The sequence below is a fragment of the Shewanella carassii genome, from assembly GCF_019670705.1.
GTDB lineage: Bacteria > Pseudomonadota > Gammaproteobacteria > Enterobacterales > Shewanellaceae > Shewanella > Shewanella carassii.
Map to the genome: position 1 here is coordinate 3,021,034 of NZ_AP024618.1, position 12,830 is coordinate 3,033,863.

A 12,830-nucleotide genomic window follows, 5' to 3' on the forward strand; every position below is an offset into this window, starting at 1 on the left:
CACTGCCTGAATCGTTTCTGATTTCATGTTCACTCAAGGCCGCACTTTTGTTAACCAGGTCACACTTTATTTCCGGCGCCAAGTGAAGAAAATTTGTAAAGATTGAGTTACAAATTAGTATTTAACCATGTGAAGTCAGAAGCTTATTTTTGTGCTCCAAACAGGCTTTTTTGCATATCCCCAGGGAAATTAGCCCTTTTTGCAAATGGCTTTTCGGTGCCACTGCATTACAATAGGGGCTGATTTATCCCGAGCACCCAAGGTATCTGAATGCCGATAAAATCGACCACCATCCGCAAGGCGGTAATCCCCGTTGCGGGTCTTGGCACCCGAATGCTGCCGGCCACCAAGGCCATTCCCAAAGAGATGCTGCCGGTAGTAGATAAACCCTTGATCCAATATGTTGTCAGCGAAGCCATTGCCGCCGGCATCAAGGAGATCGTGCTGGTTACCCACGCCAGTAAAAACTCCATTGAAAACCATTTCGATACCAGTTTTGAACTGGAAGCCCAGCTTGAGCGACGGGTAAAGCGGCAACTGCTCAATGAAGTGCAGTCCATCTGCCCGCAAAATGTCACTGTGATCAGCGTCCGCCAGGCTCAGGCCAAAGGGCTGGGACATGCCATTCTCTGTGCTCGTCCGGTAGTAGGTGATGAGCCGTTCGCCGTGCTACTGCCGGATGTGTTGATAGATGATGCCGCCAGCGATCTTTCCCGCGATAACCTGGCCGAAATGGTTAGCCTGTTCGATCGCACAGGAACCGGGCAGATCATGGTCGAGGGTGTGCCTCACGAGAAGGTAGACCAATACGGAATAGCCGATGTCAACGGCCACGACCTTAAGCCGGGCGAATCCCAGCCTCTGCTTAAGTTGGTTGAAAAACCGGATGTCGACGAAGCCCCCTCCAACCTGGCTGTAGTGGGTCGCTATGTGCTGCCTGCCGCTATCTGGCCCTTGCTTGGCAAAACCCCGGCCGGAGCCGGTGATGAAATCCAGCTCACTGATGCCATTGCCATGCTGATGCAAAGCCAGCAGGTCAATGCTTACTACATGCGTGGCAAGAGCCATGACTGTGGCAACAAGTTGGGTTATATGCAGGCAACGGTGGAACATGCATTGCGCCACCCCGAGCTTGGACGTGAATTTGCCGCCTATCTGGGCGATTTGGTTAAAGGAAGTAAAGCATGACAATTTTGGTCACCGGCGGAGCCGGTTATATTGGCACCCACACTCTGGTTGAACTTCTGGCCGCGGGCAAAGAGGTGGTGGTGATTGACAACCTGAGCAACTCAAGTGTCGAAGCTCTGGCCAGAGTCGAAGAAATCAGCGGCAAGAGCGTGCTCTTTTATCAGGGCGATATTCTCAATAAGGCATTCCTGCAGAAAGTCTTCAGTGACCACAGCTTCGAAGCCGTGATTCACTTCGCCGGCCTCAAGGCAGTGGGTGAATCTGTCGCCCAACCGCTGAGATACTATGAAAACAATGTCACCGGCACCCTTATTCTGTGTCAGGTGATGAAAGAATATGGCGTTCGCAACCTGGTATTCAGCTCATCGGCCACAGTTTACGGCGATCCCGCCAGTCTGCCGATCACCGAGGCCTTCCCCACCGGCGCCACCAACCCTTATGGTCAGTCCAAACTGATGGTGGAACATATTCTGGCGGATCTGGCCGCGGCCGATGCCAGCTGGAATATCGCCCGCTTGCGTTATTTCAACCCGGTCGGCGCCCACAAGAGCGGCCGCATCGGTGAAGATCCCAACGATATCCCTAACAATCTGATGCCCTTTATCGCTCAGGTTGCCGTCGGTAAGCGCGAGAAACTCAGCGTATTTGGCAATGACTATCCCACGATAGATGGCACAGGTGTGCGCGACTATATCCACGTGGTGGACCTGGCAATAGGTCACCTCAAAGCTCTGGACAAGCTTGCCACCAATCCTGGTCTGGTCACCTATAATCTGGGAACTGGCCAGGGCTACAGCGTACTTGAGATGGTCAAAGCCTTTGAGAAAGCCTGCAATAAGGCGATCCCCTTCGAGTTTGCCCCGCGTCGGCCCGGCGATATCGCAGCCTGTTATGCCGACCCCTCCCATGCCGCCAAAGAGCTGGGCTGGAAAGCAGAGCGTAGCCTGCAGGATATGGCCGACTCCAGCTGGAACTGGCAATCCAACAATCCTAACGGTTACAAGGGTTAGTCATGGATCTGTCCCGCAGACGCCTGTTCAGTCGCCGCAAGAGTGGTGTGGTTCGTCCGCCCTGGAGCAAACCGGAAGCGGAATTTACCGACGCCTGTACTCGCTGCGACGCCTGTGTGGATGCCTGCGAGACTCAAGTGATAATCAAGGGGGATGGCGGCTTTCCGGAGCTTGACTTTCAGCGCGCCGAATGCAGCTTTTGTCAGGCCTGTGTCACCCACTGTGAACAGCCGGTATTCAGGCCTCTTGGTGAAACGCCTTGGCGGCTTATAGCCCAATTTGCCGACAGTTGCCTCGCCCGCCAGGGGATTGTCTGCCAGAGCTGCAAGGATGCCTGCGACGAGCGGGCGATCCGCTTTCCGCCCCTTTTAGGGGCTACCGCCCTGCCGGTACTGGATGCCGAGCGCTGCAGCGGCTGCGGCGCCTGCGTTGCCCCCTGCCCCGCCTCAGCCATCGAGTTACGAGAGCCGAATCCTGACTGACTCTCAGTCAAGAGCCAAAAATCTGACTCCTTAGCGCCAAATTTTAGTGGTTTTGTTCTTTTTCAATAAGGGGTAACATCAGCAGCCCCGAGAAAAAACTGTTAAAAAGCATTATGTTTGGTAAAAGAAAAAAAACAACCGGGCTCACCTATATTGCCCAGGGCAGCAAGATCACCGGCGAGAGTCACTTCGATGGCGAGACCCTGGTCGGTGGTGCCATTTATGGCAAAATCAACGCCGAAAGCAAGCTGACCATTGAAGCCAACGGCTTGGTTGATGGCGAACTTAACTGCCAGGAACTCAAGGTTTCCGGACTATTTCGCGGCAAACTCTGCTGTGAAAAATTGATTATCTGCAGCACAGGAACAGTCGAAGGGGAAGTGGCCAGCAAGTCGATGGAAATCTTCGAAGGCGGCCAGTTTATCGGCATGAGAGTCAAAGAAGAAGTCAACCTTATCAAAGAGTTAAATAGCGATATCGAGTCATCTCCGAGTCTCGAATTTCAAACTCAAGAATAAATGGCAAATAAACGAACCGAGTGTTTCAATAGTTGATTATTGTTCACAAAAATTTTACCAAATTGCACCATGTCACAGTAATTGAGTCACAAAACAACTAACCTCAACCACTAAATAGGTATCAACCTATGGAATGAGGGAATGACGAGTCAATTACTGAAACAGCTGTGTGAGCTGGATATTTTTACCCTCATGGTGTTCAAAAACATTTATGAGACGAGTCACGCCAACTGCGCGGCTAGAGAATTGGCAGTCTCTGCCCCCAAGGTAAGCCGCTGCCTGGCGGCTCTTAGATTAGCCTTCGATGATGAGCTATTCTATCGCCGCCAGCAACAGCTCAAACCTACACCTCTGGCTGAAAACCTTTACCTACCCGTCTGCGATTTTATCCATTCAGTACATCGTTTGGAACAACAGGTTCATCAGAGCCGTCTACCCTCGAGCGACATCTGTATCCATATTGCCGTGGCGCATGGACTGCTTTCCTCACTGGCAATCAAGCTGGGAAGAGAAAACGCACAGCAACAGTGGGGGCAGTTTAGACTCTATCCCTGGCAGGAAGACTCGGCGGAAAAGATTCACCAAGGACAACTGGACTTGGGGATCAGCCTCGAGCCTCCTGAGCAGTGGGAGCTGATATTGAGCTCGCTTGGCCAAACCATGGGCGTTTGTTTAGCCTGCCGCGAAGACCACCCTTTGTGGCAAAGTACATCAACGCCCACGCTCGAAGATATCAGCCCATATTCCTTCGTCCATATGGGCATAAAGAGTTTCAATGAACGCATGGAACTCTTCTGTCAGCAACAAGCTATACCGCTACCCCAGGTGCACGCAGTGCACGACAGGGAAGAGTGGTATGCCCACCTACTGACCATGGGCAGCGTGGCTTTTATTACCCCTAGCGAAATGGCACTTATCGAGGGTATGCCGGGTTTGCGGGTGCAACATCTGCCGGAAACCGAAGTGGCTAAACTCCAGCGGGCTTTTTCACTACCAAGCTATACCTTGGTGGAAAAAGCGCCTGAATATCGCCGTTACTCCGAACCACAAAGGAAACAGTTGCTGCAGCTGCTCGCCCAAGAACTCAGTCCCCAGGCCAAATAGTGCTGACAAGCCGAGTTCATCTCGGCTGCAATAAACACATTCTCTCAGTAAAACCCCCTGCTATTCTCCAAGATTAACCTTGGCATCAAACCTTTGATTTTCAGCGCCCGGCGTCATCAATTTCAAAAAACGCAATTATCGATTTCAATTCCAGCCATTTCATTATCAATTTTTTAACCCATGATTCACAAATACAGCACTCAATTGAATACATCTTTTTAGGTATCTCTATATTCAAGTTACTGCACAAGCAGTACCCATAATTTGAATAAAGGGACGCTATGATGAAAAACCATAATAAGTCATTACTGGCGCTGGCTCTGACCAGTCTATTGTGCCTTACCGCATGCGGGGACGGTGAGGACGGAAAAGACGGAGCCCCCGGTGAACCTGGCATACCAGGCGAACCCGGACAGCCAGGAGCCCCCGCAGGTTCAGGTACTTCCACCATTATCAGTGCCGGCGATGTCAGTTTCGAGATAGTGCCGGCCGACAACACACTGGCAGGCGGCGAAGCCTTCGCCCTCAAGTTCAAGGCCTCGGCCACCAATGGCTCAGGGGAGCGAGTCCCACTGACAGGCCTGGATCAGGTCGCCCTCTACTCTATTACCGCCATGAGCAATAGTTCCGGCAGCGGTGCGCCGCTGCAATGGGTCAATAATGCCACGGCTCAGGAACTGGGCAGCTCCATGTATTGCACCCTGGATGGCACCTATAGCTCCAGAGGTCAGACTGGCGATGCCTGTCTCCTGGTTGAAGATCCGGCCGAGCCAGGTACCTATACCGGCACTTGGGAACATGACGGCGTCGCTCCCATTATGAATGCCAATGATGACCTCAACGCACCTCATCGCTTGTTCCTGCGCGCCTATAACCTCAAGGATGCCAGCGGCGCAGCCATAGCAGACAAGGTGCTCTCTACACCGCTGGATTATATTCCGGCATCCGGCGAGCTGGTTGAACCCACAGGTAAAGATACGGTAACAGATGCCGCCTGTATCGCCTGCCACGGCGAAGTCGAAGGCCGCATCGCCAAGATAAACGCGCACCACAACTACCAAAGCACTGAGAAGTGCGTTGCCTGCCACAACCCGGCTCTGGTACCGGACGAAGCCCAAAAAGCCGAAGGTTGGGTATTTGATTTCGGCCCCATGGTTCACAGGCTGCATGCCGGCCATCACATCGCGGGTTTCCTCTCCGGTGAAGCCAAAGAGTACTTCGGTGAAATCGGCTTCCCGGCAGAACTCAACAACTGCGCCAGTTGCCACAACAACGGTGACTCCTGGAACGCCAATATCTACCGCGAAGCCTGTGTCGGCTGTCATATCAATGTCAACTTTGAAACCGGCGTAGGCCACTCAGACTTCAACCTGGCTCAGGCCGACGACAGCCAGTGTCAGTCTTGCCATGGCAGCGGAGCACTCAGCCCTATGCAGGCTCACAAGGTGGGTAAACGGGCTGAATATGCCGAGCTGTTGACTGTGGAGTTCACCTCGGCCACTGCGGCGGCTTCTACCACGGCGGGCAATAAACTGGTTACCATCACAGCCAATGTCAGCTTCAATGGTCAACCACTGACAGATGCAGCTCAACTGGCGGTGCTCAATAAAGACGCTACTTTGATAGGCAATGTGGATACCAGAGGCGAAGTCACCCGCTGGGGCAGCAGGCCAGGTCTTGCCAGCGGCAGCGCCGTCAATGGCGTGCTAACCTTGACTGCTGATGTACCGGAAGCTCAGGCGATGGGCACCATTTACGTCGGTACCGAGGCCAACTTCTGTGTCGATAACTCAGGTAAGATAGCCGCCTGTGCCGAAGGCATGCCCTTCGATGCCGTCAATCCGATTGGCGCCACTTCAAGCGTTAAGTTCTATAACCTTGACGGTGGTGATGCTGTCACAGCCCGCTTTGCCATTGCAGAGCGGATGAGCGCCAGTGAAGCCAAGTGTAATGCCTGTCACGGCACCCTGGACTACATCAAGGGTACCCGCCACGGCACCTACACCTTCGATCAGTGTATGGACTGCCACAACAACAGCTATTACGGCTCCTATCATGGCACCTCAGAGTACAACACGGGTAATCTGGACGCCGATGGCAAGCCGATATTTGCCGAAGTCCCCGGACTCCTGTATGCCAACCGCGATCTGATGACAGTCGCCCACCGCTTCCACAGTGGTAACTGGGGTGAAGCTGCCATCTTCCGTGACGCTTCAGGCGAGCTGCACGGCTACCCAGGTGTGGAAACCGAGTGTGCCGCCTGCCACAAAGACGAGACACCGCTGTTCGCCGCCGATGGTGGCCTGACATCCGCCAAGCGTGCAATCAAGATTTCGGCTAGCGAGTATATCTCTCCGGTTGCCGAATCCTGCCGTACCTGTCACGCTCACTCTGATGCGGCCGCTCTGGCCCACTTCAAGAGTAATGGTGCCTTAGTTGCCGGTGATGCTGCCACAGACGCCAACCTGCCGGTTGAGTCCTGTGCCACCTGTCACGCCGAAGGCAAGACCTATGGCATAGATAAGGTACACGCAGGGGGTGCTCACTAGTACCGTACCTTGAGGGCTGTCCCTGCAAGGCCCTCCCTCAACTCTGCAACAACAAGGGGACCCAACCGGGTCCCCTTGCCTTTTCTCAACTTACTCAAGCCATAACTTACAACTCTGTAGCCGACACCCTCTGCTGCCACAGTTGCCGCAGTTTACGAACAAAGCTCTCCGGCGGTTGATCCAATGCGTCCACGGGAATATAGAGGTGATAACCCAAGTACTTGTCCAGCGTCAGGCAACGGCGGCCAAACATGGCCAATACGCCTCTGTAACGCTCATCATTGACCGTAAGGGGTTCAAACTCGGCGCTGAGTGCCGCTTCCAGTGTTTGCAGCTCTTCATCCTGGGCGGCAGCTGTCATCAGCAAGGGCCGCTGCTCCGACAAGAGCCCGGTCGCCAACCTGGGCGAAATGGCATCCAGCAGCGGATTGATACGTTTGAGCTTGAACCCGACATAGGGCAGCGTCAGTTGCTCCATACCTTGGATGACTCTAGGCTGATCCAGCCGCTGAATATTATCCCAGGCCACAAACAAGCTGCCGCGGCGATGAAAGAACCTCAGCCCTTCGGCGCTGAATTCAAGACTGACATGGGGCTCGAGCTGCTTGGCAATACCCAGCACCAAAGACACGGCCCCGAGGGCAAAACACACTATGCCCGGGGCAAACATCCAGGGCCAACCGATAAACAACACCAAACCCAGGACTATGCCCAGCCCTCCGGCCAGAGTCAGTGTAATGCCATTGCGCTTGCTGCCCGGCCTTATTGTGATAGTTTCCATAACGCTTTTGCTCTATTGTCAGCGGCTTGTCAGCCGTTTATTCATTCTATAACCAGGGTTCAGGACCATTAGCGGCCGGTAACAGTCAACCAGGCCAATCCCAGATATTCGTGCAGCGCCTTTTGTGATTTATCCAGATTGGATGTGGTCAGGCGCCACCAGTGATCGCGCCTGAGCAGAAAGTCGGTCGGTGCCGCCTGAGGTTCAAGCCCAGTCGAGCGGAATATTCGCATCGCCCTTGGCATATGGCTGGCGGAGGTGACCAGGATCAGTTGTCTGCCACCCAAGGCATCTATCCCTTTATCATCAGCGCCGGCACCGAAGGCCTGCCGCAGCGCCAGGGCTTCTTCTATGGTATCGCGGGCCGACTCCAACATTAGAATTCGCGATGGCTCGGCCCCCAACTCGATGGCGGCCTCGGCCATACGCCGGGCATGACTCTGCTGCTCAAGGCCGCCGCTCCAACCACTGACCGCCAGCAGGCAATCTTTGCTGTTGGCCGCCTTGAGTTGCGCCACCCCTTCACTGAGACGCTCAAGCGCCGTTGCCGACAACATATGTCGCGCGAGTCCGCCAACCTCATCATCATGGCCATAACCCAGTACCATCACCACACAAGAGCGCGCCGGCGCTGCGGTATAAAGTGGATACTGACGCTCAAGCCCGGCAAGCAGTGTATTGCTGCCGATAGAGCTGGAAAGCAGTAGCACCCAAGTGATGGCAAAAACCACCAAGGCGCGCGCTACACCCGGCCTGCGACGGATATAAAAACAGGCCAGCAGCAGAGTGACCAAGGTTAGAGGGATGGGCATAAAGAATTGAGAGAGGATTTTTTTCAGCCAGAACACGCTTGATATCCGAAGGTTGGCAAAAGTAGCCATAGCTTACAGAAGCGTTACTCGGCTGACCAGTGATTGGCAAAGGGCGATGGACTCACTTGCCCCAATACATGTTCGAGCGCTTTTCACTTTTTTCTAAAGTGCCTAGAGTGTCTAAAGTGCCTAAAGCGCCTAAGTCGAATATCAGTAATACGGTCCTGGCGCCTCGCCAAACTCAGTCCCGGCCCCACAGCCAAGCGGCGCCGCGTACCCCGGAGGAGCAGCCGTAGAGATTGGCCAACACAGGGGTTCGGCACTCGCCGCCGACCACATAGTGCTTGAGCCTTTCCGGCAATGCCGGATAGATGGCCTGCACATTGGACATACCGCCGCCAAGTACAATGGCGTCAGGATCCAGCAGATTGATCACATGGGCCAGAGAACGGGCCAGACGGTCAAGATAGCGCTCAAAGGCCGCGCTAGCCTCGGCATCCCCCTGCTCCACCAATGCCATCACCTCGACGCCCGAGCTGAGCTGCGCCCCGGCGGCCCGATTATAGTCGCTGACAAATCCGGTTCCCGAAATAAAGGTTTCGATGCAGTCATGCTTGCCGCAAAAACACTCAGTGCTGTTGAACTCCTCGGCGCGTATCCAGGGCAAGGGATTATGGCCCCACTCACCACCTATACCATTGCCCCCCTGATGCACCCTGCCATTGATGGCAATGCCGGCACCGCAGCCTGTGCCTATAATCACCCCGAACACCACCTCTTTGCCTGCGGCAGCGCCATCCAGCGCCTCGGAGACCGCAAAACAGTTGGCGTCATTGGCAACCCGCACTTTGCGCCCCAGGTGCTGCTCGAGATCTCTATCGAGCGGATGACCATTTAACCAAGTGGAATTGGCGTTTTTCACCAAACCGGAAAAGGGTGAGATCACCCCGGGAATACCAATGCCGATGGTTCCTGTCATTTTCAGCTGCGTCTCGGCTTCATCGACCAAGGCACAGATGGCCTCAAGGGTCGCCTGATAGTCTCTGGGGGTGGCTATTCGCTTGCGAAACAACTCACTCCCGGAATCACCCAGAGCCACCAGTTCAATTTTAGTGCCGCCCAAATCAACGCCGATACGCATCATGCTTGCAACTCCGGTGTGTATATCTGCTTCAATCGCACCGCCAATCGGCACTGTATGCGATAAACCAAGGATTGAGGATAGTTTCTTTTTGGTTATATTTTAAGTTGTTGCCTGCTGGATATTCCAAAACTCGGCCACCGGCACTCTCAAGCACGGCCTGAGCCGCCGCCGTGTCCCATTCGCTGGTAGGGCCCAGTCTGGGGTAGATGTCCGCCTTGCCCTCAGCAAGCAGGCAGAATTTGAGCGATGAGCCGACACTCTTCATTTCGTGCTCGCCAAGCTGCTGCAGATACTCGCCAAGCCCCGGACTCGAGTGCGAGCGACTGCCGACAACCACAGGGATCTGGCGCTTAACTCCGGCCCTGGCATTCAATTCCACCCGCTGGTACCCAGCCGCATTTGGGGTCTCACGCCAGGCACCGAGTCCCAGCGCGCCCAAATAGCACACGGCTGTGGCGGGCACATAGACAACACCGGCAACCGCCTGGCCTCGGTGAATAAGCGCAATGTTGACGGTAAATTCGCCGTTGCCCTTGATAAACTCCTTGGTGCCATCGAGTGGGTCGATAAGCCAATAGGTTTCCCAGCCCTGCCGCTGCGCCCAGGGGATATCCGCCGCTTCTTCCGACATCTGTGGCCAGGCTGGAAACTCACGCGCCAGCGCCTGTTGCAACACGGCGTGACTGGCAAGATCGGCAGCCGTGACCGGACTGTCATCGGCCTTGTGCTCAATCGCCAGTTCGCCGCCCTGATAGTAGTGCATTATCGCCTCTCCGGCGGCGCGGGCCATCTCGGCCAAGAGTGTCAGCTGCTTGGCATCAAGCAAGGTCTTGGGGGGATTATTCGACAAGGTTTCATCCTTTGGATCAACAAGATAGTTTATTATGCCAGCCACTCGGCTTTGGCGGGTATAACCTTTAGCTACTGGTTATAATCTACAGCCGGTTTTGCCTTACTTTTCATCCTGTTTAAGCCGATTCAATCCAAGGAAGATGCACCAAGCCCCGAAAGCATCAGCGCCAGCTGCGCCTGCCAGGTAAGCCAGATGGGTGACGGATAATCTTTTGGCAAATAGCAGCGAAACGCCGAAGGCATAGCCGCCATGGCATCTTTGAGAGCGCTTGAGTCGAGCGCCGAATACGCCGGGCGCGGCGCCTGTGCTCGATTCAATAAGGCGCCGTATTCTGCTGTGCTGACAGGCGTTATCCGGCACCCTGGCGTGATTGGCGCCGGGTTTGCTTGAGCATGCAATGTAGCTTGAGCATGCAATGTAGCTTGAGCATGCAATGTAGCTTGAGATGGCAACGCGGCCTGAGATGGCGACGCGGTTTGCAATAGCACCGCCGCCTGAGAGCTTGGCGCAGAATTGCACTGCGGCTTGGCAATTTGCTCGGCTATCTCTTTAGTGAAAAGATACCAGCTGCACCGCCCCGTTGCCGCGTAATGAAAGCAGCCGCTCAGCACCGCGGACTGCTCTGGCTTAAGATGAAACCAGATGAGCAACTGCCAGATAAGCCGCGCCAACGCCTCGGCCCAGGTTGGCGTGCCGACCTGATCCGCTACCACCTTGAGCTCGGGGCGCTCGGTCAGCAATCGCCGCATGGTCAACACAAAGTTGCTGCCAAAACGGCTGTAAAGCCAAGAGGTTCGCAGCACCAGGGCGCCGGGATTGGCCTTAAGCAAGCGCTGCTCGCCGGCGAGCTTGCTCTGGCCGTACATACTCAAAGGCTCGCAAACATCACTCTCGGTCAAGGCTCTGGGCGCATTCCCGCGCATGTTGGCAGTTGCATTTCCAGAAACGTTTCCAAGAGCATTTCCCAAATCCTTCCCGAAGACATTTCCGAAGACATTTCCGAAGACATTCCCGAAGACATAGTCGCTCGAAATATGGATAAGCCAAGCACCCTGTTGCCGGCACCAGATGGCCAAACGCTCCGGCGCTTCGGCATTAAGCGCCATGGCGGCAGCCATATACTGCTCGGCCGCATCCACGGCGTTGTAGGCGGCGCAGTTGATTATCACATCGGCATTGATTTCACTGAGCCGCTCGGGCAAATCTGCAGAGGTTAAATCCAGCTGCTGATGCCCGAGCGCCACAATTTCAATTGCACTGCCAGATTTTATAGCACTGCGGGGTTCTACAGCACTGCCGGGTACCAGGCTTGCCTCAGGTATCTCCATTCGCAGCCTGGAAGGCGAAAACTCGGGCAGCCAAGGCAAATTCGCCAGCAGCGCCTGTCCGAGCTGGCCATGAGCGCCGGTGATCAATATTCGGGTAGTCTTGGCTGTCACGATTCGGGATTCATGGCTAATCAGTTGATGGATTTTGTGGCTCGTATCCTTAAGGCAGGCGAACCAGGTTAGCCCGCGGCCGCCTCACTCTCAAAGTAGTCGATTAACTCATCAAGCGTCTTGTGGCCTCGCTGCTGCAGGAAATTCAGCAGTGCCAATGGCTCGCGATTGAGCAGCCTGTCTCTTGGATAACAGGCGGCATCCACTATCTCAAGCGCCAGCGGGAACTCCCCCAGACTGAAGGCCACATGGGAATCTGATCCCATCACCAATTGGGCGTCGAATCGTTTCGCCAGTTTGGCAATATTGAGGCAGCTGTCTTCACTGCCCTTGCGGGAGCAGGCAAAAGAGGAGTTATTGATCTCCAGCGCCACATTATGCTCGGCGGCGGTGCGGACAATCAGCTCCTGATCCAATGGATATTTGGGGTTGCCTGGGTGGGTAATGATATCGACCTTGCCGCTGCGAATGCAGTTCAGCAGCGCCTGAGTATGGCTGTCACTGTCGGCGGGAGGGAATACCGGCTCGTGAAACCCGGCCTGCACCAAGTCCAGCTCCTCCAGAAACTCACCAAAGAAGTCGATTTCCCCCTCCAGATTGGTAATATTGGCTTCAATCCCGCGCAATATCCCTACGCCATCGACTATCCGCGGCAATACCCTGAGATTCACGAAATGCCAGAAATGCGGTGCATCGGCCATCGCCGGACCATGATCTGTGGTGGCAAACAAACGGATCCCTTTCTGCTTGGCGACTGCCAGATAATCATGGATCGTGCTGTAGGCGTGAGTAGAGGCAACTGTGTGGGTATGGGTATCGACTACGAACATGGCTCCCCCAGGAGACTGTTTCTTGAAAACCGGGCCACTAGCTTAGCGCAACTGACCCACTTTGGCGAATGAACCCAATAGCGTTTCCTACCTATCGGTCCCCCCAAAGATAAAGGGGAT

At 54.8% G+C, this 12,830-nt stretch carries 12 protein-coding genes; 6 read left to right on the plus strand and 6 right to left on the minus strand.

Annotated features, from left to right (window positions below; translation table 11 throughout):
- Positions 1-276 precede the first annotated feature (276 nt).
- From galU to K5621_RS13720, 6 genes are all read left to right on the plus strand, one after another.
- Positions 277-1,188 (plus strand): UTP--glucose-1-phosphate uridylyltransferase GalU, encoded by a 912-nt coding sequence (galU, locus tag K5621_RS13695; RefSeq protein ID WP_100145791.1) that lies wholly within the window; start codon positions 277-279, stop codon positions 1,186-1,188.
- Positions 1,185-2,198 carry a UDP-glucose 4-epimerase GalE gene (gene galE, locus K5621_RS13700; protein ID WP_221049500.1) on the plus strand — a complete coding sequence of 338 codons (1,014 nt, stop codon included), beginning with the start codon at positions 1,185-1,187 and terminating at the stop codon, positions 2,196-2,198. The genes galU and galE overlap by 4 nt, the downstream gene beginning before the upstream one ends.
- A gap of 2 nt (positions 2,199-2,200) precedes the next feature.
- The gene (napF, locus tag K5621_RS13705) at positions 2,201-2,680 is read left to right on the plus strand and encodes a ferredoxin-type protein NapF (RefSeq protein WP_221049501.1); all 480 of its coding nucleotides are present in this window, start codon (positions 2,201-2,203) and stop codon (positions 2,678-2,680) included.
- A gap of 113 nt (positions 2,681-2,793) precedes the next feature.
- Positions 2,794-3,198: a bactofilin family protein gene (locus K5621_RS13710; RefSeq protein ID WP_100145285.1), complete on the plus strand. Its 405-nt coding sequence runs from the start codon at positions 2,794-2,796 to the stop codon at positions 3,196-3,198.
- A gap of 141 nt (positions 3,199-3,339) precedes the next feature.
- Complete coding sequence (locus tag K5621_RS13715) at positions 3,340-4,302, plus strand: LysR family transcriptional regulator (protein ID WP_221049502.1); 963 nt, start codon at positions 3,340-3,342, stop codon at positions 4,300-4,302.
- Positions 4,303-4,583: 281 nt separating this feature from the next.
- Positions 4,584-6,851, plus strand: coding sequence for an OmcA/MtrC family decaheme c-type cytochrome (locus K5621_RS13720; protein WP_221049503.1), 2,268 nt, complete (start codon positions 4,584-4,586; stop codon positions 6,849-6,851).
- A gap of 106 nt (positions 6,852-6,957) precedes the next feature.
- Here K5621_RS13720 and K5621_RS13725 read toward each other — a convergent pair whose 3' ends face one another.
- The 6 genes from K5621_RS13725 to K5621_RS13750 all read right to left on the minus strand — a co-directional run bounded on the left by K5621_RS13725 (position 6,958) and on the right by K5621_RS13750 (position 12,710).
- Positions 6,958-7,632: a DUF2982 domain-containing protein gene (locus K5621_RS13725; protein ID WP_221049504.1), complete on the minus strand. Its 675-nt coding sequence runs from the start codon at positions 7,630-7,632 to the stop codon at positions 6,958-6,960.
- Between the two features lie 68 nt (positions 7,633-7,700).
- Positions 7,701-8,480, minus strand: a complete 780-nt coding sequence (locus K5621_RS13730) for a YdcF family protein (protein WP_342370123.1) — start codon at positions 8,478-8,480, stop codon at positions 7,701-7,703.
- Between the two features lie 205 nt (positions 8,481-8,685).
- A complete protein-coding gene (gene mak, locus K5621_RS13735; RefSeq protein ID WP_221049505.1) occupies positions 8,686-9,588 on the minus strand; it encodes a fructokinase in 903 nt (300 codons plus the stop codon).
- A 28-nt stretch (positions 9,589-9,616) separates the two neighbouring features.
- Entirely contained in the window at positions 9,617-10,378 is a 762-nt protein-coding gene (cysQ, locus tag K5621_RS13740) for a 3'(2'),5'-bisphosphate nucleotidase CysQ (RefSeq protein WP_221051203.1), read from the minus strand.
- Positions 10,379-10,566: 188 nt separating this feature from the next.
- On the minus strand, positions 10,567-11,880 hold the full coding sequence (locus tag K5621_RS13745) for an SDR family oxidoreductase (protein WP_221049506.1): 1,314 nt from the start codon (positions 11,878-11,880) through the stop codon (positions 10,567-10,569).
- A gap of 68 nt (positions 11,881-11,948) precedes the next feature.
- Positions 11,949-12,710, minus strand: a complete 762-nt coding sequence (locus K5621_RS13750; RefSeq protein ID WP_221049507.1) for a phosphatase — start codon at positions 12,708-12,710, stop codon at positions 11,949-11,951.
- Positions 12,711-12,830: the final 120 nt, after the last annotated feature.